The sequence below is a fragment of the Actinomycetota bacterium genome (assembly GCA_035540895.1).
GTDB lineage: Bacteria > Actinomycetota > JAICYB01 > JAICYB01 > JAICYB01 > DATLFR01.
The window spans coordinates 17,995-43,096 of sequence record DATLFR010000063.1 but is presented as its reverse complement, the minus strand read 5'-3'; the positions used below and the strand labels follow the sequence as shown (position 1 = coordinate 43,096).

Genomic DNA, 25,102 nt, shown 5'->3' with positions numbered 1-25,102 from the left:
GTGCCGGGGGTTCCTCCTCGAGCCCGGACCCCGGAGCGGGCGCGGCCGCCCGGGCGCTCGCCTCGCGGAAGCGCGAGACGGCGTCGTCGACGGCGACGGGCGTGGAACGGTCGGCGACGGCGCGGATCGCGATGCCCAGCGCCGCCACGAGCAGGAAGAGAGCGAGGCCGGTGAAGACGAGCCGACGACGTCGAGCCCGGATCCGTCGGGCGCGCGCGGCATCGAGCAGCACACGCCAGTCGGTCGGGTCCTTCAGACGCCGGGCCCGCTCCTTCGCGGACGGCTGCACCCGACCAACGAGACCGTCGTGGACACGCGTCAGGAACGACGGCTCCCGCATCAGGAGCTCGAAGTCCGCGCGCTGCACGGTGAGGACGGTGACGGTTCCCTCGGCGGTCACGGTCGCGTTGCGCGGACGGTCGTCCACGAGGGCCATCTCGCCGACGAACTCGCCTGCCCCCGCCGTACCGACCACCTCGCGCCCGCGGGAGACGCGAACGTGTCCTCGGGCGATCAGGTAGGCCTCCCGACCGACCTCCCCCTCACTGCACAGGACGGCCCCGTCGGCGAAGCGGTCCAGACGGAACAGCCGGGCCACGCGCCTCAGCTCCCGCCTGGGACGGTCGCCCAGGGCGGATCGCAGGATCTCGACGCGTTCGTCGCCTGGGAGCCAGGGGAGGGCGCGCATCAGAACAAGGTAGACGCGCGGGGAGACGGGATCAGCTACCCCAGGTCGTGAACACCCCGACGGCCAGCTCCGCCCAGACGTAGAGGAGCGCCAGGGTCAGGACGACCGCCACCAGTGCTCGGCCCCTCCTGCTGTCGATCCTCCTCGCCGCCAGGACGAAGGAGAACCCCGTCCCCAGCAGGAGCGTGCCGATGACGGCGAAGTCCGAAAGGGTCCACTCGACCTCCTCCGTGAAGCGCATGGCGACCAGTGGGATGAGCAGGACCGCGGCCGTCGCCAGAGCGATCCAGAGGAAGACCCTGTTATCCGCGATCACGTCCCTCTTGCTGGCTCTCACGACGCGCTCCTCCCTGCTCGACCACCGGATGCGACCACTGAGCGAGCCTAGGACGCCGATGTCAGCGGGTCCGTCGTGAACGGTGGAGGTTCGGTGCAGGTCGGATGCTCAGAGCCGGTCCGGCTCGCGACCCGGCGGCGGTGAAGCGCCCGGTTCGGCGGGTCAGCGGAACGAGGGGGCGACCGTCTCGATGAACATGTCGCAGGTCTCGAACGCGTGTTGGAGGTTGTCGAAAGGGAAGGCTGGGACGTGACGCTCGTGACGAGCGGGGCGATCCTCAGGCGCGGCACGGAGGCCGCTATCGCCGCCAGCACGGACCAGCACTCGATGATGTCTCCGTCCAGGGGCGTGGCGTCCGGACCGTTCGGCATGAAGTGGTCGGCGAAGTAGACGCCGTCCCAGCCGGTGGCCTCGCAGCGCCGGATCAGCGCGAGGATTCCTCCCACGTTGAACCGGGCGTCGGCCAGATGCTGAATCGCACGTCGAGAAGATACCTGGACGGTCGGTTCTAACCGCCCGGGCTCTCCAGCCGTGCCCGGACGGCCAGCTTCGCGGCGGTCACAGCGATCCAGACGTCCGTAGCCGCGAGACCGCTTCGCTGGAGCAGTCCGTGGCGACCTCCGCCCAGGGTGGCGATGAGGAGCCCGGCCGTAGCTGCCCCGGCGGCCAGCGCGGCGGCGGTGGCCCGCCTCCCCTGCAGGTAGGGCGCCGCTGACAACGGCACGCCGGCCAGGGTCGCGTAGCCGAGGCCGGCCGCGACGCCGTGAGCCTCGTCCACCCCCGCATCGAGGGGGAGGGCGGCGACAGCGAGGGTGGCGAGGCCGGTGGCGACGGCGAAGGCCCAGGCGGGGCCCGGGAGGACCCGTCTCAAGGCGAGGCCGTAGAGCGGCACACCCACACCGAACGTGATGAACCCGGCCGTCATGCCGGGACGGGTCGGGGCACCGACGGCCGCGAGCCGGCTGATCGCGTCCTCCACGGGCGAGTAGCCGACGGCGCGGGCTCCTCCGATCGCCCAGGCAGCGACGAAGGCGGCGGGTCCGACGACGCCACCGAGAGCGAGCAGACGTGTGGATCCGTCGGGGCGCGGCTCCGGCCGTACGGCAGGGGAGCGGCGTCTCACCCTCCGGCTCCCCGGGTGAACTCCCATGCCACCATCAGAGGGAACACCTCGAACCCGGATGCGTCGCCATGATCCCCGTCCGTACGTTCACGACGACGTCCGAGCCTCCGCGCCGCGAAGCCGAGGAGACGGCCACACGGGTGCGGGTGGCGCACCCCCGTCGCGAGCTCGAGCTCGCCCCAACCATGCGGTTCACCCCGTTCTCTCGTCAAGACTCAACTTCGCGCCGTTGCGCGATGAAGACCAGCTCGCGGCCTGGTCGGTCCGGAGCGTCACGCACGTCCTCCACCACGAAACCGGCTTCTGCCAGGGATCGCTCGACCTCGGGGCGATCGCGGAACCTGAGGGTCGAGTCCGATGTGAGGACCGACGCATCCCTCTCGAACTCGAACGTCCAGCGGAAGGACACGAGCGGCAGGTCGACGCGGGTGACGTCGACCCACGTCCGGACCGGGCCAACGTCCGGGATCGTCACGCGCCTGTGAGAGAGCTCCCTCGTCCAGCGCCGCCATGCCTCATCGGCGGGGTCGCGGACCTCGAACATCAGGTGTCCTCCGGGCCTGAGGGCACGGCGCGCCCCGTCGAGCACCGTGGACCACTCGGCATCGGACAGGAACACCTGCGCGACGTTCCCCGTCATCGTCACGGCGTCGGCCTGGGTGTCGGGCAGATCGGTGACGCCCCCTACCACCCATCGCACGCGCTCGGCGCCTGGCTTGCGCCGCGCGACATCGATGGAAGCGCGAGCCGGGTCCACAGCCACGACGCTGTACCCGCGGGTCGCGAGCAGGCAGGCGAAGGTTCCCGTGCCGCATCCGATGTCGATGATCGTATGCGCCCTGACCTCCTCTACGAGCGACAGGTAGAGATCGAGGTCAGATCTGTCGTGGTCGAGGGGATCGTAGATCTCGGCCAAGCGACCGTCGCTGAAGATAGCGTCGGTCATGGAGATGATCGCCGGGGGTCACCGCGGTGGCTCCCGTAGCGGGTACCGCCGGGGCGCGCACCGGGTCGGACGGGGGGCTCGGCCGCCCAGGGAGTCTTGGACCACATCTGTCGGGGACGCTCCCTCCTGCCTACGTGATGAGATGCATGATCGGCTTCCGGTCCGGAGATCCTTCGGTGCAGACACTCATCCACGAGCGGGTGGCGTCCGCTAGAGCAGGAGCGAACCCTACCGTCATCGGTCGGCTCCGCTCGGGGTGGGTCGTCCTGGGCGACAGTCAGCACCTGCGCGGCTACTGTCTCCTGCTTCCCGATCCGGTCGTGCCCAGCGTCAACCATCTCCGGGGCAGCGAGCGCGCCATCTTCCTCGCCGACATGGTTGCCGTCGGGGACGCGCTCCTGGCTGTCACCGACGCCATCCGTACCAACTACGAGATCCTGGGAAACTCCGACCCGGCTCTGCACGCGCACATCTTCCCCCGTTACACGACCGAACCGGAGCCGTACCGCAGCGGGCCGGTGTGGAACTACGAGCGCGGGCTCCGTGCGAGCGTCCCGTTCGACGCGGAACGTGACCACGCACTGATGCGCGAGATCTTCGAAGCGCTCGGCGGGATCGGGATCGAGGAACCTGGGCCGATCGTGGACGTCTAGCCGGGGCCAGGGCGCCGTGACTCTCATACGGGTGCGTTTCGTCCGCGCCGCGGCGAGATGCGCTAGCTGATCCCGGATGATTCCTCCCGCGAGCCCCGGATCGCTGGCCGGGCCGCGTCAAGGGCTGTCGGGTTCAGTGAGCCAGCGGTACCCAAGCCCAGGCTCGTTCGCGATGTGATGGGTCCCGGAGGGTCCTTCGCCGAGCGCGCGCCGTAGGCGACGGACGTACACCCTGAGGGTGCTCGCTTCGGCCCCCACCCCCCCGGACATCGCCCGGAGGAGCTCGTCGTGACTCAGCAGCGTCCCGGGGTGGCAGACGAACATGGCCAGCAGTCTGTACTCGGTGTCCGAGAGGTGGATGGGAACCCCGGCCATCGTCGCGAGCCGGCGCCGCAGGTCGACGCTGAGGTCCCCGAAGGTGAGTAGGCCGTGCCTCGTGCTCCCGGAGACGGACCGCCGCAGGACGGCCTCGATGCGCGCGACCAGTTCTTCGTCCTCGGCCGGCTTCGTGAGGTAGTCATCCGCGCCGGCTTCCAATGCTTCGACCTTGGTGGCGAGGTCCCCGACGGAGGAGACGATGATCAGAGGGAGGTCCGACCACCGCCGGACCTCCCGGATCAGGTCGATCCCGGCTGAGTCGGCCCGCTCGAGCTCGACCACCATGAGGTCGGGACGAACCTCCGCGGCCCGACCCATCGCCTCCTCCGCGGAGCGGGCAACCGAGGCCGTGATGCCGTGTTCGCGCAGGCCGAGCAGGTTCGGTCGAGCCCCATCGTCGTGTGGATAGACGACGAGAACGCTAGTCATGAGCGAGCTGGCCCCCTCCGCGGCAACCGAGCTTGCCTCGCGGCAGGGGAATCCTAACGGGTGCCGCGGGTCGGCGTCCTTCGCAAGGCGTTCACTCCGCATTCACGCAGGTCGGGGCAGACTCAGACACAGGGCGCCTCCCGCCCGTCTACCCGAAGAAGGACCGGTCATGGCCTCGGATGAACCTGCTCACCCAGAGGCGCATGCCGTCGCGTCGTGCCCGACGCTGGTGCTCGAAGCTGTGGAGGTGGAGCCGGTCGTCCGGTCCGTTCTGACGGCCGCAGGAGCCTCGCCGGATCAGACAGGGGTCCAACTGCTCGTTGCCGCGGGAGCAGAGCGGACGTCGGTGATGGCTGATGAGCGGGCCTTGTCGCGCGTCCTGACCCTGCTAGTGCAACGCGGCATGCAGAGGAGCGCGGGTGGAGGTCACATCCGCGTCTCGTGGCTCAAGCCTTCCGAGTCGCGGGTATCGATAGTGGTCTGCGACGGTGCAGCGACTGCTCCTGAGGAGTTCCCTCAGGCGGATCGCCTCGCCGAGTCGATGGGCGGTGAGGTCGTCGTCTGGGTCCACCCAGCCGGAGGGGGAGCCCATCATTTGAACCTCCCGGCCGCCGAGACGAGACACCATCGACCACCGGACGGCGCGATCCGGGCCCGACGTACCTACCCCCGGCTGGACGACGAGACGTCGCCGATGACGGTCGTCTACGTAGAAGACAACCCTGCCAACCTGGAACTCGTCGAGGAAGCGCTCGGCGCCCGCGCCGGCGTGACGCTGCTGACGGCCACACGCGGCCTAGCAGGGTTGGATCTGGCTCGTGATGCGCTGCCCGACCTCGTACTCCTCGACCTCGACCTCCCCGACATGGGGGGAGAGGAGGTCCTTCGTCGGCTCCTCGTCGACCGCCGCACATCTCATATCCCCGTGGTCGTCGTGTCCGCCGATGCTTCACCTCGTGTACGCCGACGGCTGATCGAGTCGGGTGCGGCAGCGTTCGTCACGAAGCCTCTCGACATCCCTCGATTCCTCGGCCTGGTCGACGATCCCCCGTGGCGGCCGGCCTCCGACCACTTCTCTGACGATCAGAAGGAGCTCTCCCTATGACAACCACGGCCGCCGGCCGCGATCCGGCCCTCGGGCACGAGGACATGTACCCGATGCTGCTGGACTCGATACAGGAGCATGCCGTCGTGCTGCTCGACGTGAGCGGGCGGGTCCTGATGTGGAACGCCGGCGCAGAGCGCTTGAAGGGTTACACCGCAGACGAGATCGTGGGTCGCGATTTCGCCTGCTTCTTCCCTCCGGACGATGTCGCCCGGGGGAGGCCGGCGGAGGTCCTGCGGCTCGCCGCGGAGCAGGGCCGGCACGAGGTGACAGGCATGCGCGTTCGCAAGGACGGCTCCCGGTTCCTGGCCCGGCTGACGTTCACCGCCCTGCGGGGTCCAGACGGGTCACTCAGGGGCTTCTCCGAGTTCAGCCACGACCTGAACGAAAGCAAAGAAGCCGGAGCGAGGTACCGGGGCCTGCTGGAAGCGGCCCCCGACGCCATGGTGGTCGTGGATGGGTCCGGAGAGATCGTGATGCTGAATCTGCAGGCGGAGAAACAGTTCGGGTACCACCGGGACGAACTCGTGGGCCAGCCAGTCACCAACATCATCCCTGCAGGGTTCAGTGAGCGGCTGGTGACCGACGCCCTCAGAACGCCAGCCGACGCCCTGACACAGGAGATCGGGACGGGCTTGGAGCTCGTAGGGTGCCGCAAGAGCGGTGTCGAGTTCCCTATCGAGATAATGCTCAGCCCGCTGGCCAGCGCCGAAGAGATCCTCGTAACGGCAGCGATCCGAGACATCAGCGTGCGCAAGGCGTCTGAGAGCCAGTTGGCTCAGACGGAGGCGAAGTACCGGGGCCTCCTCGAAGCGGCGCCGGATGCCATCGTCGCCGTCGGCGAGCAAGGGGAGATCCTTCTGCTCAACGCGCAGGCCGAGAGGCAGTTCGGCTACAGGCGCGAAGAACTGGTGGGTCAACAGATCACGCAGATAGTTCCCGAAGGTTTCGCCGAGCGTCTGGCTGCGGACGGACTGCGTTCCCCAGCCGACGCCCTCGCCCAACGCATCGGAACCGGCATCGAGTTGACCGGGCGTCGGAAGGACAACAGCGAGTTCCCGATAGAGATCATGCTGAGTCCGCTCGAGAGCGACGAGGGCGTCGTAGTGACGGCGGCGATACGCGACATCAGCGTTCGCAAAGCAGCCGAGGCGAACCTACTGGTGAAGCTGGGGGAGCTGCAGCGCTCCAACGAGGAGCTCGGACAGTTCGCCTACATCGCCTCCCATGACCTGCAGGAGCCCCTGCGGATGGTGTCGAGCTACACGCAGCTGCTGTCGAAGCGCTACTCGGGGAGGCTCGATGCCGACGCGGATGAGTTCATCGCTTTCGCCGTGGATGGTGCGAACCGCATGCAGCGTCTGATCCAGGACCTCCTCTCCGTCTCGCGCGTCGCGACGAAGGGCCGTGAGCTCGAGCCCACCGCGAGTGACGATGCCTTGGGCGACGCGATGCGGAATCTCCAAGCGGCCATCGACGAGAGCGGAGCGGTCGTGACGCATGATCCCCTCCCTCCCGTTCTCGCCGATCGAGCCCAACTGACGCAGCTCTTCCAGAACCTCGTTGGCAACGCGATCAAGTACCAGGCGGGGGGGACGCCGACGGTGCACGTTTCCGCGACCGGCGACGAGTTGGAGGGTTGGACATTCTCTGTTCAGGACAACGGGCTGGGTATCGCGCCTGAATACTTCGAAAGGATCTTCGGGATGTTCCAGAGACTGCACAAGAGAGACGAGTTCGAGGGAACCGGGATCGGGCTCGCGATCTGCAAGAAGATCGCTGAGCGGCACGGTGGATCGATCTCGGTCGAATCGGTGAAGGGCGCGGGCTCCACCTTCCGCTTCACGATGACGGCCGTCGGGGGTGCATCATGACGACCGCGAGTCCCTCGGCGCCGATGGACGTGCTCCTGGTCGAAGACAGTCCCGGGGACGTCAGGCTGACGCGTGAGGCGTTCAGCGAGACCAACGGACATGTCCGCTTGCACGTCGCTTACGACGGTGTGGAAGCGATGACATTCCTCAGGCAGGAGGGAGAGCACGAGCACGCGCCGCGCCCCGACCTGATACTCCTGGACCTCAACCTCCCACGTATGGACGGTCGAGAGGTTCTCGCCCTCATCAAGGAGGAAGACGCGCTCAAGACGATCCCGACCGTGATCCTCACGACGTCCGAAGCAGAGGCTGACATCCTGAAGAGCTACGAGTTGCGTGCCAACTCCTATCTCAGCAAGCCCGTCCAACTCGTGGCCTTCAACGACCTCGTGCAGAGCATCAACGACTTCTGGAGCAAAGCCAGGCTGCCCCAACGAGCCCAGAAGTGAACCCGTCGCAGGGATCAGCCCGGCTGTTACTGATCGAGGACAACGCAGGCGACGCGAGGCTCTTGCGGGAGATGCTTCGTGAGGGCAGCCTTGGCGCCACGAAGGTCTCACACGTAGAGACCATGAGGGACGCTGAGACCCATCTGGCCGCCACCGCGACCGACATCATCCTCCTGGACCTGGGTCTTCCCGACACCGACGGGCTGACTCCGGTGAGCCGGGCGCAGGCGGCCGCCCCGGGCGTCCCGATCGTCGTGCTGACCGGGACGGACGACACTGACCTCGCTCTAGGGGCCCTGCAGGAGGGCGCACAGGATTACCTGGTGAAGGGGCAGATCGACTCGCGAGGCATCGACCGTGCCCTGAGGTACGCCGTTGAACGAAAGGCCTTGGAGGAGGCGCTCTTCGCGGAGAAGGAGAACGCCCAGGTGACACTTCATTGCATCGGGGATGGTGTCATCTGCGCGGGGGAGGATGGACGCATCACCTTCCTCAACCCGGTAGCCGAGCGGATGACGGGCCTCTCCCGAGAGCAAGGACTGGGAGCCCCGCTCATGGACACGGTCCGGATGGTGGACGCGGCCACGAGGTCCCCCCTCGCGGATCAGGTCGGACCGGCGCTCGATCGCGACAGGACCCTGCGTCTCCCGGACGGATGCCTACTCCTCGGCCTGAACGGTTCCGAGATGCACGTCGACGGTTCGGTCGCCCCGATCCACGACAGACGAGGAGCGGTCACCGGAGCCGTGATCGTGCTGCGCGACCTGTCGGAGTCCGTCGCGATGGCGGAGCAGGTGGCCCGTTCCGCGGACCTCGAGATGGCGAAAGAGGCTGCCGAGACCGCAGACAGAGCGAAGTCAGCCTTCCTGTCCCGCATGTCCCACGAGCTGCGAACTCCCCTGAACGCGATCCTTGGGTTCGCGCAGCTGCTCGACACGGGAACCATCTCCGGGCCGGACCTGGCGAAGGTCCATCACATACTCAAGGGCGGTCGGCACCTGCTCGCACTGATCGACGAGGTCCTCGACATCTCCCGGATCGAGGCCGACAAGTTGTCCCTCTCGTGCGAGGCCGTGAGCGTCCTGGCCGTCGTCACCGAGACCACCGATCTCATGAAGCCGATCGCAGCTCAGGAAGGGATATCCGTGTTCGTCCAGTCCTGTCCGGACGACGTGTTCGTGCATGCCGACCACCAGCGCCTGAAGCAGGTCGTTCTCAACCTGCTCTCCAACGCTGTGAAGTACAACCACCCGGAGGGCTCGGTCAGCGTGTCGTGGGCGGCGATGGGGCCCGTCATACAGCTGTTCGTGAGCGATACCGGCATGGGGATGAGCGCGGATAGGACAGCGTCGCTCTACACGCCGTTCGAGCGACTGGGAGCCGAGCACACCTCGGTGCAGGGGACGGGACTGGGCCTGGCGCTGGCGAAACGCCTGGTCGAGGCGATGGACGGGACGATCGAGGTCGAGTCCACCCCTGACGTCGGCACCCGGTTCACCGTGAACCTGCCGGCCTCGGCCCCCCCGACGGCACGCGTGGTCACCGACGTGCGTGCGCCCGCGAGTGGGCTGGTGCACACCGTCCTTTACGTGGAGGACAACCTCGCCAGCCTTGGTTTGATCGAGCACATGCTGGCCGACCGAACGGACGTGAAGATCCTTTCCGCGATGCAGGCGGGGTTGGGCCTCCAGCTCGCACGGGTCCACCGCCCCGACGTGATCCTCATCGATCTGGATCTCCCCGACATGTCGGGGGAGCAGCTCCTGGACCGCCTGCGCTCCGATCCCCGGACGAGGGACATCCCCGTCGCGGTGCTCTCAGCAGACGTCTCGTCGCCCCGCCGTCGCCGGGTCCTCGCCGGAGGGGCCGCGGCGTACCTGATCAAGCCCCTCGACCTCAGTGAGTTCGACCGGATGGTCTCGCGGTTGATAGGGGCGGTCGCATGAGCGAGCTAGGCCCCCAGGAAGCCCGGATCCTCTCAGCCCCGATCCTGATCGTGGACGATGAAGCGCTCAACGTTGAACTGCTCGAGGCCATCCTGGAGGAGGCTGGGTTCACCGCGGTGACGTCCACCACGGACCCGCAGATCGGCCTCGACCTGTGCGCGACGGTCCGTCCAGACCTGTTGCTGCTGGACGTCATGATGCCCGTCATCGACGGTTTCGGGGTTCTGGACGGTCTTCGCGAGGACCCTGATGCCCCCGAGGTGATAGTCCTGACGGCCGATGTCACCGCAGAGACGAAGCGGCGAGCACTTTCCTGCGGAGCGGCGGACTTCCTGACCAAACCGCTCGACACGGTTGAGGTGGTACTGCGTACGCGAAATCTGGTGGTTCGACGACTCCTCGAACATGACCTCGCGGAGAGCGTCGCTCACCTCGAAGACCGGGTCCGGAGTCGCACCGAGGAACTCGAAAGAGCCTACGAGCATCAGCGGAGCGACGCGATCCGCCTCCGCCATCTGGACGCGATGAAGGATGCGTTCCTCGTCAGCGTGTCGCACGAGCTCCGTACCCCTCTGACCGTCGTCGGCGGGATAGCCAGCTTGCTCCATGGCCGGCTGGAGAGGCTGCCGCGAACGCAGGTCGTGAGCCTGTTGGGCAGCCTCCGGGACAACGCCGAACGGCTTGAGCGTCTGCTGCTGACGGTCCTCGACATCGACAAGCTGAGGAGGGGCACGTTCGAGGCGAATCGTCAGCCGACGGACCTAGCTGCGCTCGTCGACCGGGTCGTCGCGGATCTGGCGGCGCAGTTGGGGGACCGACCGGTCGAGGTCTCGCTGGGAGTGATACAGGCCGAGATCGATGGCGGCTACCTCGAGCGGATCCTCGACGCGCTCCTGGTGAACGTCATCCGGCACACCCCCGCTTCCGAACCGGTCAACATCAGCACGGAGGCCACCGCCGAGGGCCTGCGGCTGATCATCGACGATCGCGGGCCCGGCGTCCCTGACGAGAGGAAGGTCTCGGTATTCGAGCGCTTCGACTGGGGCCCGAAGCAGAACGAGGTCACTCCGGGCCTGGGCAGCGGTCTGTGCCTGGTGGCCGGTTTCGCGGACCTGCACGGGGGGTCGGCGTGGGTCGAGGATCGTCCCGGCGGAGGAGCTTCTTTCCGGGTCGTCCTCGCACCAGAGCGTCCCGAGGCCGCCGGGGCCGCCGCTTCTCCTTGACCCGGGGAGCCGGCACCCGCTGGTACAGCCATGAGGACGCCTGGAGAGGAAAGTGGGAGACAAGAGGATGGATGACCAAGCCGCGCCTGAAGAGCGCGGGCCGCGGTGGGCTGCCGGCGTACTGATCGCCGGCGGAGTGATCGTTCTGCTGTTGATACTCGGCGCAGCTTCCACGACCGTGTTCGGGTGGCGCCTGGGCAACGTCACCGAACGACCCTCACTGGCGGAGTGCCGAGCGCAGACGGCTGAACACAAGCCGGTGTCCGTCGAGGTCGCCTGGGTGTGGGACGCGCAGGGGGTGGGTTGGGGATGCCGATTCGACGCGGCCGCTGGGGGCTCGGGCACCTCCATCACCGTCTACCCATAAGGGCGTCTCGCGCGTGCAGGCCTTCCGGGTGTGCTGTGTGGGCGCGGCGTCGTGCACGTGCGCCAAGCCCCTGACCCCCTTACACCCCCGCCACGGACCGGGAGGTTAGATTCACCCCGGCTGATGAGGCACTCGGCTCGATCTGGAGCATCGGGGATGGGACCGGCTCGGCGGCCACGCGCTGCGTCTGCGTCCGTCCTACGACGATGGGTGGGTCGAGGTGCTCGGCAGCTTCGAGAGGCTGGCGTCTGAGGAGGGAGCGCCCGAACGGTAGCGATCCCGCCGCGGCCACACAGTCATCGGCGCCGGAGACGACCGCCACCCGCCGACCGAGTATGCGGTGCGCGACCCGGTTGATCCTGCTGCAAGCCGGTGCGCTGACGTGCAGTCAAGCCTCGAGCCAGGAGCAACCATTCATCGGACTCGTTCGACTTCTTATGTGATGCACCGACTTCACGGGGCTGATTCGGCGGTCGAGCGTGCGTACCGAGAAACCTACGACCGGTTCGCGCGGTTCGCATTCTTGCTGATCGGTGATGCAGATGCGGCTGCGGACCTCGTCCAGGAGGCGTTCGCAGCTGCGCTGCAGAGGGGTTCGGAGGTCGAGGATGTTCCGGCTTACGTCCGGGGCGCGATCCTCAACATGGCCAAGAGCCGGTACAGGCGTAACAGGAGGTGGGAGAAGATCCGCCGCCTCCTGCGCGAGCTCCCGGACGATGCGGACCACGGGGAGGGGGTCGCACTGTGGGCGAGCGTCCGCGAACTCCCGGAGGGGCAGTACGTGTGCCTCATGCTTCGGTTCTATCTGGACTACAGCTACGCCCAGATCGCTGAGGCTTTGTCGATCTCGGAGGGGACTGCGAAGAGTCAGGTCAGTCGGGCGGTGCAGGCCCTGCGACTCAAGGGGATGAGCGATCGTGACGGATGAAACCAGGCCTCGACACAGGGCGGACATCGGCAGCCTTATCCGTGAGCGGGCGACTGCCGTGAAGGTCCGGGAGCCGGACTGGGATGACGTGCTCGACCGTGCCGCAGCACGTGGCGGGCGAGCCCTGGAGTCCTCGAGGGCGTTCCCCGTTGCAGTTTCGATCCTCGCGGCCGTTGCTCTCGTTCTCGGTGCTCTGCTAGTGGGCGGCCGCCGCACAGTCCTGCCGGCCGGGATGCGTTCGACCGGTCCGAAGGTGTTTCCAGTGGGGACGCGGATCCCGCTCGATCCGGGCCGGGTTCTCTATGTCCTGAGCATGACGAGGTTCCCGACGTTCACCGAGCTGTGGACGGTGGAGGTCCCGGCTCCCTCCGTTGCCTGTGCCAGTCCCGCGCCCGTGGAGGTCGGCGCAGAGCAGGACGGCGAGGATCGCCCGGTGAAGCCTATGGAGTGCGAACCTCCACCATCGCCGCTGGTGTATCTGCGCACGACCGATGGGCTGGAACGGCCGCTTAGGGGGCTCGGGGCGGGAGGATCACGAGGCCCGCAGGGGCTCTGGTTCGGGACGTCCGTGGTCGATGCGAGGGTCTCGCCTCTCGAGGTTCGGGCTGTGGGCGTGAAGACTCCTGGGCAGCCTGTCCCGGTTGACGTCCCGGTGACTCCGTCGGAGGCGAGCCTGGTGCATGTTGAACCGGCGGAGGGTTTCAACACACCGAGGTCGTTGTATGTGCTTACGGGGGACAGCGGTACGGCCGTTCAGGAAGGTGACGTGATTCACCCCCTCATGCTTGAGATCTGGCGCGATGAGATCCGACTCCGCACGTGGGCTCCGGATGGACACTGGGGACCGCGAGATTGGGCTCTCGTAGACGACGCAGGGCGCGAGTTCATCGGGGAACCCGGCGTTGGATCATCTCGGACAGGCTATGGCTCATTCATGACGTATGTGTTCCGACCCGGGGTCGCGCCTGACGCGCTCCGTGTGACCCTCCGATCCGGGAAGCTGTCGGTGCGAGTCGCGCTGAGGTGACCTCACGGAGGGCACACCCGCGGCAGACAACACGATGATCGACCTTCTCTTCGACGAAGTGAGCGAGCCGTCCTCGCGCCGGCGGGAATCGATGCGCCTGGACCCGCTGGCCAACTCGGCGATGGAGCCGACCATCCCTCGCCGACACGAGCGATATGGAAGGTCCCAAGGGGGGGCGAAGAGGCGAGATGTCGACGGCTCGCTCCCCGCTGCGGGCCAAGATTCGACCCACACGCATCTCAACGCAACCGGGCCTCGCAGCGAAGGACCACATCGGTCGCCGTCGTGCCGATCTGCGCGCGCCAGTGGATACCAAGGCCGGCGTGAGCGAGACAGGATGCGACGTGTCTCTGATGACCGGGAGGCACAGGTATGGTCTGGTTGGTCCAACCGGTGACGCAACCGTTGAACCCCACACATGATTGGGAGTTCCAATCGCTGGCCTTTGCCGCCGTTAGCCCGATGCCCTGGATGATAGCTCTGGTCTCGAACTCGCAGTACGGTTCGTGGTCGGCCGGGCAGGTCACGGGCACGCCGCAGGCGACCAGGCCGCCCCCTACCACCGGGATTGGAATCGGCGACTCATAGCCGACCCAGATTCGGTCAGGGTCATATCCCGCGACGACTACGGGTTCCCGGACTTCGCAGTAACCGTCCTCTGAGGCTTGGGCCGTTGGGCAGGCCAAGATCACCAGCGCAGAGAGGATGAGTCCACACTTCGATCGCATGGGAAGGTACTTCGACCCGGATCCACGCTTCCCCTCTTAGAGAATGACTACGAGGAGGATCCGCTCCCTCGCGGTCAGGCCACCCCAGATCCCGTGCCCGCGCGCCGGGTCCACGAGCCCGTACTCGAGGCACGGCTCCCGGGCCGGGCAGCCCGCGCAGATCCGAGGAGCGGCCCTCCCCGGGTCGCCCCGCTCCGGGAACCACAGGCGCCGGTCCGTGCCCACGCACGACGCCCGGTTCCGCCAGTCGGTCACGTCCCCGGGCGCGGCGCGCAATGGGGGGACCTGCTTCACTGTGCGACGTTCGGCCGCCGGTACGCGGGCTGCCGGCTCCCGCCGCCGGGCTCGACCCGGAGCATGTCCTCCCCGGCCGGTGCCGCGACGACCACCGCGACCGCGTCGACGCGTTCCCGGCCGGCGAGCGGCCGGGGGGATGGAATCCCCGCGAGGATCCGCTCGGCCGTGCGGCGCAGCGCGACCTCCCGCCGGACGACCGGCACGACCAACCGGTTCACGACCTCGGCGACCTCGGAGAGGTTGGCCCGCGACTCGTCGGCCAGGCGGGCGAGCATGCCCGGCCCGTGCTCAGCTAGGAACGCCCGCTCCGGAGCCTGACCGAGTCCCGCGCGTCCATGAACGCGCGGACCGCGGCCGCCCGGGCGGCGCCATCGGGGGCGGGCGGGGGCTCCCCGGCGCCGTTCGCCTCCTCGACGGCTCGACGGTGGAGGGCGAGCGCCTCCTCGTGGCGGGCGTCCTCCGCCACGGCCCGCTCCCGGTGCTTCCGCCGGCGGAGGCGATCCGCTCGAGCTCGGCCTCCAACTCCATCCACTGGGTTGCCTGTCAGCATCTCGTGCAGCATCACGCTGCTCCTCTCGGGTTGTCGTCGTCGTCGTTTGCGGTGATGCCGGGGGTCGCGAACCTCTAGCCCGGATGTCGCGGGTGCTCGGCCCGGGCGCGGGCACCGCCTCGCCGCTCCTTCTCCGAGAGTTGGTCCTCGGGGACGGGGTCCCGGGCTCCGATCATCGGGATCCGTGGGCTGACCCAGCCGTAGGCGCGCCAGGAGCAACCCTCGACTCCGCACGGCAACCGGCGCGGATCCTGCGATCCTCCACCAGCAGGGGCGGGACGCGCGAGGTGTGCGACAAGTTCAAGTCGTATGGGGCTCCTGGAGGATGCTCCTCTGGAGCTTCACAGTGGTCATGTGGAGACTCTGATCCAGAGCATTCGCGCCGGCATAACGGAACTGGTTCTGTCGCACGTGGGGCCTCAGCATCAGGAGGCTTGGCTCCGGAGGTCGTGGCCGATGCCCTCCCCGTAGCAAGCGGGTCGTTGGAACGAGACCCCATGTCTAGTCAGCCCGTAGCCGGGGGACGAGGCTCGGTGCTTACTCTGGCCGGGGCCGCCCCGTCGGGACCGTGAGGTCCTGCTAGCCTGTGAACAGATGACCGATCAGCGCGCCTACACGCGAATGCGAATGCCGGTGCTCCCAGCGGGAGTGCTGCGGCTTCGCGCACGCTGACCAGCATCACCTCCTGCTCGGGAGCACCCGGACCCCCTGCGCACCCGAGAGGAGAAGCCATGTCTACGTTCTACGTCACGACCGCGATACCGTACGTCAACTCTGACCCGCACATCGGGTTCGCTCTTGAGGCGCTGATTGCGGATGCGATTGCGCGTTATAGGCGGAAGCAGGGAGACGCCGTCCGCTCCCTCACCGGCACCGACGACAACAGCATCAAGAGTGTTCAGGCGGCGGAGCGCGAAGGCGTGCCCGTGGTCGAACTGGTCGCGCGCTACGCCGACAGCTTCTACCGCCTCGGTGATGCCCTAGACCTATCGGTGGACGACTTCATCCGGACCTCGTCCGACGCTCGCCACCGGGCGGGCGTCAACAAGCTGTGGTCCGCCTGCGACGCGGCGGGTGACATCTACAAGGGCCATTACCGCGGGCGCTACTGCAGCGGGTGCGAGCGCTTCCTGGACGATTCCGACCTGACAGGTGGTCGATGTTCCGCCCATGAGACCGTTCCTGAGGAGGTCGAGGAGGAGAACTGGTTCTTCCGTCTGTCTCGCTACACGGAGCAGTTGCTCCAGCTAGTTACGTCGAGAGACATCCAGATCCTGCCCGAGTCGCGGCGCAACGAGGTCTTGTCGTTGCTGCGATCGGGGCTCCGAGACTTCAGCATCTCCCGCTCCGCTGAGCGCGCTCGTGGCTGGGGCCTCCCCGTACCGCGAGACCCCACGCAAGTGATGTACGTCTGGTTCGATGCCCTCGGCAACTACATCACGGCGCTCGACTACGCGACAGATGGCCCGGCCTTCCAGCAGTACTGGCTTCAAAGCCCTCATCGTGTTCACATCATCGGTAAGGACATCATCCGGTTCCACGCCGTGTACTGGCCGGCCATGCTCCTGTCCGCTGGCATCCCCCTTCCGACCGCCATCGTGACGCACGGATTCGTGACGATCGACGGCCGGAAGATCAGTAAATCCCTTGGGAACGTGATCGACCCGTTCGCCTTGGTCGATGAATTCGGGGTCGACACCGTTCGGTACTTCCTCCTGCGCCACATCCGGACAACGGAGGACGGGGACTTCACCCGTGACCGGTTCGTGCTTTCACGGAACGCCGATCTATCGGATCAGCTTGGCAACCTTGTGTCCCGCGTGGTGGCGATGGTTCATCGTTACCTCGATGGCCGCGTGCCAACCGCGAGGGGCGGCCCGCTCACAGGACAGGCGCGGGAACTGCCGAGTGCGGTCGAGGTCGCCATGAAGCGCTTCGCGATTCACGACGCCATAGGGGCTATCTGGGGATTGGTCGAAGCGGCCAATCGTTATGTCGTGGAGACTGCTCCCTGGGTCCTCGCACGGGAGGCCGACGGTCGTCTCGAGGACGTCCTGGCGGAACTGTGCGCGGTGATCCGGACAGTTGGTGATTGCCTTGAACCCTTCCTGCCGCGAACATCGAGCGAGATCCTCGCACGAGTGGGCGTTCCTGGTAACAGGGTGCGGACGGGTCCGCCTCTCTTTCCCAAGACCTGATCGGATGTGGCCTGGCCGCACCCCAGACCCCCTCTATCCAGCGCGGCCGAAGCGCATGTAGGCCTACTCGGATCCACAGCCAAGCTCTAGGCGTCGTTACCGACAGGGCGGCGGCGCCGTGTTCTACCTCGCGGGGCGTGTCCGCGACGTGTCCAGGACATGGGACCTGGGGTGACTGTGAGTGTCCGATAGGGCCTCTCACCTGCGTGTCGGAGGGCCTATGGCACGTGGGTACACCGCCGCGGGTGACGGGTACCTGGCACGCAGTCGGGTGCGACGCGCCCCCGGCGCGCGCGGGTCTGACGCTGCAACCGCTGGAGCCGGGGCCCCCGGGGAGCCGCGTTCGTCACCCGACGGAGCGCGGTCGGGGGGAAAGTTTCGGACTGGCGCCGCGCGTCGGGGTCGGTGCGCCTAGAGTTACCCGTGGATGTAGGGAAAGGGGTTCGTTCGCGGCGTTCGAACGCATGCCCAGACGTGGAAGGCCAGGCCCCTGGGCGCCCCCGGGGACCTGCGCTCGGCACCATCGCCGCGTTGCGGGGAGACTTCCCGCTCGCGCGCAGCGTGATGACCGACGTCATCACGGACGCCCCCCGCCCGAGGACGCCTACGCGTAACGATGCCTGGGTTGGTTCCCGCCCAGGCCTTCAGGATGCTCGGATGCCTGGCCCGGCTCGATGGTGACCCCGAGGGCGCCCAGCGGTACCTGAGGGAGTCAGTCGTCGCGGCGACCCGGTTGTCCTTGGCGCACCTTCGTTCTGACCTACTCGTCAACCTCGGGGCGCTCGAGGAGGACATGAACTCGGTCTCTCGTAGGGGTCGCTCCCATTCACTTCAGGTCCGCGCGGCACATATGAGCCTTCTGGAGGGGTCCTAGGTTGCAGGGGACATCGGCTTCGTGGCGAATACGGTCGTGATGCCTTTGCTCAGGCTTATGTTCAGGCCGACGTGGGCCCTAGGCGCGACTCCTGCAACTGCATCTCCTCGGGCCTACGTCCCAGATTTCGCGTGCGTTGTCCCTCCTATCGAGGCAGCCCAAGGTGCGGGAGAGTGTTCGGCCTTGATTGGACCCGGCAACTACGAGGCAGACGTGGTTGTCCCGCACGGCGCCCGCGGGGACTTCACGCTCCGTATAGAACTCGGGGCGGACTATTGGGGGCTGAAGAGCTCCAATACAAAGGAACCGTTCTACGGTCGCTACGGATGGAGCACGTTCGGCTCGGGTGGGAGCGGGATCCGAGTTCTTTCGTGGCGAGCATCGGCAGGTCAACACATCGCTGATCTCCTCGTCTCCTTCTCTGTGGAAGACGACGCCCGGATCGTTCTCTCCTTTGACGATGGCCAGGGTGTGCCAACGCTCCGTGGGCGACGCACTTAGGTTCCTGACTCATTCCTCCCTGGGGTTGGTCAGGAGGGGCGATAACTCCGTGCTGACCCAACGCTCGACTGAGATGGGCGCATGATCACTTCCGAGAGGGAGCGGGCGCCGGGTCAACGAGAGCTCAGCTCAGAAGGGCGGCTTGGATGTCCAAAAGCCTGACGATCACCTCCCACGCCCGGGACAGGTCCGGGACGTCGATCACGGTCAGAACGGCGGCTTCGTCCGGACGGGGCACCTCGTCGTGGTGAGACCAGAACCGTCCGACCCACCCTTCGTCCGGGAGCTCGGCCATCGGCTCCTTGTCGGCCGGACGGAGGGTCCCGTCTAGGTCGAGAGCGCCCCAGGCCATCAGATTCGACTGCCGGACGTGCGCACGCGAGGGATCGGCGAGCATCAGCGCCAGAGCGGCGGCCAGGTCGGTTCCCGGGTTGGCTTCGGCCAGCTCGGGCTCGATCCACAGCGTCGTTCTTCCCGCGGGTAGCGAGAAACCTGAGTTGAGCACGGCTGCGCGGATCCGGTCCGCTGACGTCCTGCCGCATGCGGCGGGCCAGCCACGCAAGCGCAGGGCTGTGGGCCCCCGCGTCGTGCGGGCCCGAACGACGTGAGCCACGGGGCCCACGGGGGTGAGGATCGTAGGTTCCATGCGTCCCTCCCTTGCCAGGGGGAAGGCGGCTGGAGTATCGCATCGGGCACCGACAGGGGATACGAACACGTGTTCGAGAAACTGTCACTACCTCCCTCTATGCTCCCTACATGGGTCGCGAATCCCTCGCCGGACGGTCGACGGCGGAACTCGCCGACGGCATCGAGCAGCTCCATGGCTTGAAGCTGGCGGTGGACGCGCAGATGCTCGAGTTCGTGGCCGCCTACGACGCCTGCCGGGGGTGGGCCGAGGACGGTTCCTCCTGCATGGAGGCGTGGTTGGTCGCTCGGCTCGCGTGGACGCGTGAGTACGCGTTCGAGGTGGTGCGGGTCGCGCGGGCGCTGGAGGCCCTGCCGATCGTGGCCGGCGCCTACTCAGAGGGAACCCTCTCGTGGGACCAGACGCGTGCCCTGGCCTCCTTCGCGACGTCGGAGACGGAGGCCGACCTCGTGGAGGAGGCTCGGAGGATGTCCGCGGCTCACCTGCGACGGGTGGCCCGCCGGGCTCGTCCGGTGGAGAAGGAGGAGGAGAACCGGGCCCACCGCCGACGCAAGCTGCGGCTGCGGTGGGACCACGACGGGCTCGTGCTCCGGATCGCCGGCTCGCTCCCGCAGGCCGAGGGTGCGGTGGTTGAGCGCGCGATCTCGCGCTTGGCCGAGACCGCGCCTCTCGATCCGGAGACGGGGACGTACGAGGATCATCAGACCCGCTGCGCGGACGCTCTGGTTGAGCTGGCGAGCATGCGTCTCGCAGCCGATCCGGACACCGACCGCGCGACCGTCGTCGTGCACGTCGATGCGGACGTCCTGATGGGCGAGCCCGGAGGCGGTGAGCTCGAGGGGGGAGTGGCGATCTCGTCGGAGGCCCTCCGCCGCCTGGCCTGCGATGCGCGATGGCAGATCGTGGCGCACGGTCCGGACGGGCGCGCGGTGGGGATCGGGCGGATAAGCCGGACGCCGACCGCGGCGATGGTCCGCGAGCTGCGTCGTCGGGACATCACCTGCCGGTTCCCCGGATGTGAGCGTTCACGCTGGGTCGCCGCTCACCACGTTAAGGAGTGGGCGCTGAACGGGAAGACCGACCTAGAGAACCTGATCCTGCTGTGCGGCTTCCATCATCGGCTCGTGCACGAGGGGGGATGGCGAATCAGCGGCGATCCGACCCATCAGGTCGCGTTCATCAGCCCGTCGGGGCGGTTCGTCGAAGGGGGTCCGGTGTCGCTGCGCCGCGAGGTGCGGGAGCGGATCCTCGAGCCGTCCGACCCAGGCCGGGGGCCGCCGGGAGGCTAGGGGCTCGGGCCCGTGTCGTCATCCGCCTTTAGGGTTCTCCCGTCAGCTTGAAGAAGGGGGGCCCATGGAGGATTTCCGGCTCAGTTGGCGCGCGGCGTTCCGGATTGGTTTCGCTACTGCGATCGCCTTCATGGTCGTGATCTGGCTTCACGCGATCTTCTGGATGGTGGTCTTGGGAGCGATGTTCCGGAGCGCGTTCAACTCGATGTGATCGGTGAGCGGAGCGCAACGGACAGGGGGGCTTCTGGCGGTCTGAGATGAGGACAGCGTGGGAGCCTTGTGTCCGCTGCGGTGGGCGCCGAGTAGTACCGACGAACCCTCTTCGCTACATCTGGAGCGGGGTACTTACCTTCCTTCTCGGCCCCCTGCCCTTCGGGATCTGGTTGGGCTTGGCTGAGGGATCAGGAGGCAGTACGGCGCTCCCCGCTGTCGGCCTCATCGCCACGATCATCCTGGGCCTCCGATGGGTCGGAGTGGGGATCTATCACCTGACGAGCGGCCGTCGTACGCTGCGATGTCGGGACTGCGACAAGAGGTGGGCAACCAGCGCTAGGGCCGACCTCACAGGGGCCGAGTAGCTCGATCCGAGCCGGTCGGCCCTCCATGCCCGCCAGATGTCACCATGGCTGCACGTTCGAATCTCGGGGGAGTCATGGCGATCGGTCAGAACGAGACCATCCGAAACCACGCGGCCTTCATCTGGTCGGTGGCCGACCTGTTGCGCGGAGACTACAAGCAGTCCGAGTACGGACGGGTCATCCTGCCCATGGTGGTCCTGCGCCGGCTCGACTGCGTGCTCGAGCCCACCAAGGCGAAGGTGCTCGAGACGGCCCGCAAGCTCACCGGCCAGGTCGAAAACATGCGCCCCCTCCTCGAGAAGGCGGCTGGGGAGCAGTTCTACAACACGTCCCCTCTCACGATGACCCGGCTCCTGGACGACCCCCCGAACATCGCGGACAACCTCCGCAGCTACCTGCTCGCGTTCTCGCCGGCGGCCCGGGACGTGCTGGAGAAGTTCGACCTGCCCGGACAGATCGAGCGCCTGGACCGCTCCGACCTCCTGTACCTCGTCGTTTCCCGGTTCTGCGAGATCGACCTGCACCCCCAGAACGTGTCGAACCTGGAGATGGGCTACCTGTACGAGGAGCTGATCCGCCGCTTCTCGGAGCTCTCGAACGAGACGGCCGGTGAGCACTTCACCCCCCGTGAGGTGATCCGTCTCATGGTCAACCTGCTGTTCATCGAGGACGACCGCCTCCTAACCAGACCGGGAGTGGTGAAGACGCTGCTCGACCCGGCGTGCGGGACGGGAGGCATGCTCTCGGTCGCCGAGGACCACCTGAGGTCGCTGAACCCCCAGGCTCGCCTGGAGGTGTTCGGACAGGAGCTGAATCCCGAGACCTACGCGATCTGCCGCTCGGACATGATGCTCAAGGGCCAGAACGCGGCCAACATTCTGCTGGGCAACTCGTTCTCCGAAGACGGGTTCTCGGGCGAGCACTTCGACTACCTCCTCGCCAACCCCCCGTTCGGCGTGGAGTGGAAGAAGGTCGAGAAGGTCGTGCGCGACGAGCACGAGTCGAAGGGGTTCGCGGGCCGCTTCGGGGCCGGGCTCCCACGGATCAACGATGGGAGCTTCCTGTTCCTACAGCACATGATCGCGAAGATGAAGCCGGTCGAGCAGGGGGGCTCCCGGCTGGCGATCGTGTTCAACGGGTCGCCGCTGTTCACGGGGGCCGCCGGCTCGGGGGAGTCGGAGATCCGCCGATGGATCATCGAGAATGACTGGCTGGAGGCCGTCGTGGCCCTGCCTGACCAGCTCTTCTACAACACGGGGATCTCGACCTACTTCTGGGTGGTGACCAACCGCAAGCGTCCTGAGCGACGGGGCAAGGTGCAGCTGGTGGACGCCCGGGAGCTGTGGCAGAAGATGCGCAAGAGCCTGGGGGAGAAGCGCAAGGAGCTATCTGCCGAGCACATCGCGGAGATCACGAAGCTGTACGGGGCGTTCGAGGATTCCGACCGCGTGAAGATACTTCCGAACGAGGCGTTCGGGTTCCTGCGCATCACGGTAGAGCGCCCGCTGCAGCTGCGCTGGGAGGTCACGGACGACACGCTGGCCGCTGTCCGCTCGGAGCGCCGCCTGGCAAAGCTGCACCCGGACGTGGTCACTTCGGTCGTGTCAGCCCTGGCTGCCCATCCGGGACCGGCTGACCCTGAGGTCGTGGAAGAGGTGCTCAAGGGGGCCGGACTGACCAAGCCTCAGCAGAAGGCGGTCTGGGACGCGCTGGCCGTCCGCGATCCGGACGCCCCGGTGATCACGAACCGCAAGGGGGAGCCGGAACCGGACCCCGAGCTGCGGGATCAGGAGAACGTCCCGTTGCCGGCGGTGAGGGTGGGATTCGAGGAGGACGTGTCCGGACGTCTCAAGTCGGTCGAGTACCGAACCGCAGTGGACGACCACCTGGCGCAGGAGGTCCACCCCTACGTCCCGGACGCGTGGGTGGACTACTCGAAGACGAAGGTCGGGTACGAGATCCCGCTCACGCGACACTTCTACAAGTACGTCCCACCCCGGCCACTTGAGGAGATCGATAGGGAGATCAAACAACTGGAGGCCGAGATTCAGGACCTGCTGCGGGAGGTCACGGAGTGACGTGGGCCGAGGTCCCGCTGCGTCGTCTCTTCAAGGTCGTCAATGGAGGAACTCCCACTTCTGATCCAGGGAACTGGGATGGGGGCATCCCATGGGCGACGCCTGTTGACCTGGGGCGTCAAAACGGGAGAGTCATCGAGACCACGGACCGCACCCTTAGCCGGCGGGGACTCGAGACTGGTAGCGCGACAGTCCCAGGAGGATCGCTTGTGTTGTCTACCCGGGCGCCGATCGGTTACGTCGCTCAGACGGTCGGAGTTGTTGCTTTCAATCAAGGGTGCAGAGGTCTGGTTCCTGTCACCCCATGCGATATCCGCTACTACCGCTACGTGCTCGGGAATATTGTTGACCGACTTCAGGCCAGAGGTGTGGGATCGACGTTCCTCGAGCTGACCACCGACGCACTTGCCTCTACGCGGCTGTCTGTCCCCCCGCCTGGCGCGCAGCGAGCGATTGCGGACTTCCTCGACGTCGAGACCGCTCAGATCGATGCTCTGGTCGCGAAGAAGGGGCAGTTACTCTCACTTCTCGAGCAGAGACGCATCGCGGTGATAGATAGGGAGTTGTGGAACCCCCGTTACGACCTTCGTCGACTGAAGCATGTCGCCGGCCGACCCACCAGCGGGAACCGAGACCACTCCTTTACCGAGTCGGAAGAGGGTGTTCCCTGCTTGCGCGGCCTCAATGTCAGGGACTGGGGCATCGACCGCAGAGCTCTGCTTCGCGTCTCCCAGGAGGACGCAACTCGGCATCGCGCAACCAACCTGCAGGCAGGAGACGTTGTAGTGGTGAGGTCGGGAAACGCTGGAACTGCGGCGGTAGTCCCACCCGACCTCGATGGGGCGAATTGCGTTGATCTCATCATCATTCGACGAAGTGTTCGCCTTCTGCCAGAGCTGCTCTGCCATGGCATCAACTCCGCTCGATCTCGGAGTTTCGTGGCCGCGGGATCCGATAACGCTGCTCTCGGTCACTTCAATGCGCAAGATGCTGGGGAGTTGCCTGTCCCGGTCCCACCTGCCGAAGAGCAAGTTGGGGTAAAGGAACGTCTAGAAGCGACTGTCGCCCGGATTCGTCAGGCCAGTGAACGGATTCACCGCCAACTTGCGCTCCTCCAGGAGCATCGTCAGGCCCTCATCACAGCGGCTGTCACCGGAGAACTAGAAGTCGCATAGCATTGGCTCCTGAGCTAATCTAGACCGTCTAGACAGGAGCAAGGATGGTCTGGAAGCTGCAAGACGCCAAACAACGCCTCAGCGAGGTGGTTCGTCGCGCCCTCACCGAGGGCCCCCAGGTCGTGACCCGGCATGGGGAGGCCGTGGTCGTCGTGTTGTCCGCCGAGCGCTATGAGGAGCTCGTGGGGGAGCGTCCGAGTTTCGTCGAATTCCTGCTGGAGGGTCCCCCCTTCGACGATCTGGAACTGGAGCGAAGCTCGGATATGCCCCGAGAGGTGGCGCTATAGCGTTCCTCCTCGATACGAATGTTCTCTCCGAGGCCCGCAGGCGTTCGGGCGACGATGCGGTCAAGGAGTGGCTACGCGCTCGTTCACCTTCCTCACTGTTCCTCAGCGTGCTCGTCGTCGGCGAGATCCGCTCAGGGATCGAGCGGCTCCGACGTCGTGATCCCGCTCAAGCCGACGAGCTCGATCGATGGCTGGAGGGGACCAACTCCACCTATACCGACCGCATCCTGCCTGTCACGGCTGAGGTCGCAGATGAATGGGGGCGACTCAACGTCCCTGACCCTCTCCCAGTCGTCGACGGACTCCTGGCTGCAACCGCCAAGGTCCATGATCTGACCTTGGTGACTCGGAACACGACTGATATCGCGCGGACCGGCGTCAAGGTCTTGAACCCATTCGCCGGGGGGCCGAGCGTTGAGTAACCCGTC

General features: G+C 66.8%; 25 protein-coding genes. 17 read left to right on the top strand and 8 right to left on the bottom strand.

Going from position 1 to position 25,102, the window contains the following annotated elements:
- Both VM840_03665 and VM840_03660 read right to left on the bottom strand, forming a co-directional pair.
- On the bottom strand, nucleotides 1-688 hold a 688-nt coding region (locus VM840_03665), incomplete at its 3' end, for a cyclic nucleotide-binding domain-containing protein (GenBank protein HVL80672.1).
- A 31-nt stretch (nucleotides 689-719) separates the two neighbouring features.
- Nucleotides 720-1,025, bottom strand: a complete 306-nt coding sequence (locus tag VM840_03660; GenBank protein ID HVL80671.1) for a hypothetical protein — start codon at nucleotides 1,023-1,025, stop codon at nucleotides 720-722.
- A 249-nt stretch (nucleotides 1,026-1,274) separates the two neighbouring features.
- Between VM840_03660 and VM840_03655 the strand changes: the two genes are divergently transcribed.
- Nucleotides 1,275-1,415 (top strand): hypothetical protein, encoded by a 141-nt coding sequence (locus VM840_03655; protein HVL80670.1) that lies wholly within the window; start codon nucleotides 1,275-1,277, stop codon nucleotides 1,413-1,415.
- 118 nt (nucleotides 1,416-1,533) lie between these two features.
- Here the strand turns inward: VM840_03655 and VM840_03650 are convergent, their stop codons facing one another.
- Both VM840_03650 and VM840_03645 read right to left on the bottom strand, forming a co-directional pair.
- Nucleotides 1,534-2,148: a DUF998 domain-containing protein gene (locus VM840_03650; protein ID HVL80669.1), complete on the bottom strand. Its 615-nt coding sequence runs from the start codon at nucleotides 2,146-2,148 to the stop codon at nucleotides 1,534-1,536.
- A 208-nt stretch (nucleotides 2,149-2,356) separates the two neighbouring features.
- Nucleotides 2,357-3,094: a class I SAM-dependent methyltransferase gene (locus VM840_03645; GenBank protein HVL80668.1), complete on the bottom strand. Its 738-nt coding sequence runs from the start codon at nucleotides 3,092-3,094 to the stop codon at nucleotides 2,357-2,359.
- A gap of 176 nt (nucleotides 3,095-3,270) precedes the next feature.
- Here VM840_03645 and VM840_03640 point away from each other — a divergent pair, with 176 nt between their 5' ends.
- Nucleotides 3,271-3,747: a hypothetical protein gene (locus tag VM840_03640; protein HVL80667.1), complete on the top strand. Its 477-nt coding sequence runs from the start codon at nucleotides 3,271-3,273 to the stop codon at nucleotides 3,745-3,747.
- A 117-nt stretch (nucleotides 3,748-3,864) separates the two neighbouring features.
- Here the strand turns inward: VM840_03640 and VM840_03635 are convergent, their stop codons facing one another.
- Nucleotides 3,865-4,554, bottom strand: a complete 690-nt coding sequence (locus VM840_03635; GenBank protein ID HVL80666.1) for a response regulator transcription factor — start codon at nucleotides 4,552-4,554, stop codon at nucleotides 3,865-3,867.
- 169 nt (nucleotides 4,555-4,723) lie between these two features.
- Here VM840_03635 and VM840_03630 point away from each other — a divergent pair, with 169 nt between their 5' ends.
- The 8 genes from VM840_03630 to VM840_03595 all read left to right on the top strand — a co-directional run bounded on the left by VM840_03630 (nucleotide 4,724) and on the right by VM840_03595 (nucleotide 13,473).
- Nucleotides 4,724-5,659: a response regulator gene (locus tag VM840_03630; GenBank protein HVL80665.1), complete on the top strand. Its 936-nt coding sequence runs from the start codon at nucleotides 4,724-4,726 to the stop codon at nucleotides 5,657-5,659.
- On the top strand, nucleotides 5,656-7,533 hold the full coding sequence (locus VM840_03625) for a PAS domain S-box protein (GenBank protein ID HVL80664.1): 1,878 nt from the start codon (nucleotides 5,656-5,658) through the stop codon (nucleotides 7,531-7,533). The genes VM840_03630 and VM840_03625 overlap by 4 nt, the downstream gene beginning before the upstream one ends.
- A gap of 23 nt (nucleotides 7,534-7,556) precedes the next feature.
- The gene (locus tag VM840_03620) at nucleotides 7,557-7,982 is read left to right on the top strand and encodes a response regulator (GenBank protein ID HVL80663.1); all 426 of its coding nucleotides are present in this window, start codon (nucleotides 7,557-7,559) and stop codon (nucleotides 7,980-7,982) included.
- Complete coding sequence (locus VM840_03615) at nucleotides 7,979-9,928, top strand: response regulator (GenBank protein ID HVL80662.1); 1,950 nt, start codon at nucleotides 7,979-7,981, stop codon at nucleotides 9,926-9,928. The genes VM840_03620 and VM840_03615 overlap by 4 nt, the downstream gene beginning before the upstream one ends.
- Nucleotides 9,925-11,151, top strand: coding sequence for a response regulator (locus VM840_03610; GenBank protein HVL80661.1), 1,227 nt, complete (start codon nucleotides 9,925-9,927; stop codon nucleotides 11,149-11,151). Before VM840_03615 ends, VM840_03610 begins: the two co-directional genes overlap by 4 nt.
- 67 nt (nucleotides 11,152-11,218) lie before the next feature.
- Nucleotides 11,219-11,518 carry a hypothetical protein gene (locus VM840_03605; GenBank protein ID HVL80660.1) on the top strand — a complete coding sequence of 100 codons (300 nt, stop codon included), beginning with the start codon at nucleotides 11,219-11,221 and terminating at the stop codon, nucleotides 11,516-11,518.
- Nucleotides 11,519-11,960: 442 nt separating this feature from the next.
- Nucleotides 11,961-12,446, top strand: a complete 486-nt coding sequence (locus VM840_03600; protein ID HVL80659.1) for a sigma-70 family RNA polymerase sigma factor — start codon at nucleotides 11,961-11,963, stop codon at nucleotides 12,444-12,446.
- Nucleotides 12,436-13,473, top strand: coding sequence for a hypothetical protein (locus VM840_03595; protein ID HVL80658.1), 1,038 nt, complete (start codon nucleotides 12,436-12,438; stop codon nucleotides 13,471-13,473). Before VM840_03600 ends, VM840_03595 begins: the two co-directional genes overlap by 11 nt.
- 1,018 nt (nucleotides 13,474-14,491) lie before the next feature.
- On the opposite strand, the gene VM840_03590 is transcribed toward VM840_03595, so the two are convergent.
- Together VM840_03590 and VM840_03585 are read right to left on the bottom strand one after the other, a co-directional pair.
- Nucleotides 14,492-14,773 (bottom strand): hypothetical protein, encoded by a 282-nt coding sequence (locus tag VM840_03590; GenBank protein HVL80657.1) that lies wholly within the window; start codon nucleotides 14,771-14,773, stop codon nucleotides 14,492-14,494.
- Nucleotides 14,774-14,790: 17 nt separating this feature from the next.
- Nucleotides 14,791-14,964 carry a hypothetical protein gene (locus VM840_03585; GenBank protein ID HVL80656.1) on the bottom strand — a complete coding sequence of 58 codons (174 nt, stop codon included), beginning with the start codon at nucleotides 14,962-14,964 and terminating at the stop codon, nucleotides 14,791-14,793.
- An 815-nt stretch (nucleotides 14,965-15,779) separates the two neighbouring features.
- Between VM840_03585 and metG the strand changes: the two genes are divergently transcribed.
- Nucleotides 15,780-17,246: a methionine--tRNA ligase gene (gene metG, locus VM840_03580; GenBank protein ID HVL80655.1), complete on the top strand. Its 1,467-nt coding sequence runs from the start codon at nucleotides 15,780-15,782 to the stop codon at nucleotides 17,244-17,246.
- Nucleotides 17,247-18,745: 1,499 nt separating this feature from the next.
- Here metG and VM840_03575 read toward each other — a convergent pair.
- The gene (locus VM840_03575; protein HVL80654.1) at nucleotides 18,746-19,267 is read right to left on the bottom strand and encodes a magnesium chelatase domain-containing protein; all 522 of its coding nucleotides are present in this window, start codon (nucleotides 19,265-19,267) and stop codon (nucleotides 18,746-18,748) included.
- Between the two features lie 110 nt (nucleotides 19,268-19,377).
- Between VM840_03575 and VM840_03570 the strand changes: the two genes are divergently transcribed.
- The 6 genes from VM840_03570 to VM840_03545 all read left to right on the top strand — a co-directional run bounded on the left by VM840_03570 (nucleotide 19,378) and on the right by VM840_03545 (nucleotide 25,096).
- Nucleotides 19,378-20,556, top strand: coding sequence for a DUF222 domain-containing protein (locus tag VM840_03570; protein HVL80653.1), 1,179 nt, complete (start codon nucleotides 19,378-19,380; stop codon nucleotides 20,554-20,556).
- A gap of 64 nt (nucleotides 20,557-20,620) precedes the next feature.
- Complete coding sequence (locus tag VM840_03565) at nucleotides 20,621-20,767, top strand: hypothetical protein (protein ID HVL80652.1); 147 nt, start codon at nucleotides 20,621-20,623, stop codon at nucleotides 20,765-20,767.
- Nucleotides 20,768-21,208: 441 nt separating this feature from the next.
- Entirely contained in the window at nucleotides 21,209-23,212 is a 2,004-nt protein-coding gene (locus VM840_03560) for a class I SAM-dependent DNA methyltransferase (protein HVL80651.1), read from the top strand.
- Nucleotides 23,209-24,387: a restriction endonuclease subunit S gene (locus VM840_03555; GenBank protein HVL80650.1), complete on the top strand. Its 1,179-nt coding sequence runs from the start codon at nucleotides 23,209-23,211 to the stop codon at nucleotides 24,385-24,387. The genes VM840_03560 and VM840_03555 overlap by 4 nt, the downstream gene beginning before the upstream one ends.
- Nucleotides 24,388-24,431: 44 nt before the next feature.
- Complete coding sequence (locus VM840_03550) at nucleotides 24,432-24,674, top strand: type II toxin-antitoxin system Phd/YefM family antitoxin (protein HVL80649.1); 243 nt, start codon at nucleotides 24,432-24,434, stop codon at nucleotides 24,672-24,674.
- On the top strand, nucleotides 24,596-25,096 hold the full coding sequence (locus VM840_03545; protein HVL80648.1) for a type II toxin-antitoxin system VapC family toxin: 501 nt from the start codon (nucleotides 24,596-24,598) through the stop codon (nucleotides 25,094-25,096). The genes VM840_03550 and VM840_03545 overlap by 79 nt, the downstream gene beginning before the upstream one ends.
- Nucleotides 25,097-25,102: the final 6 nt, after the last annotated feature.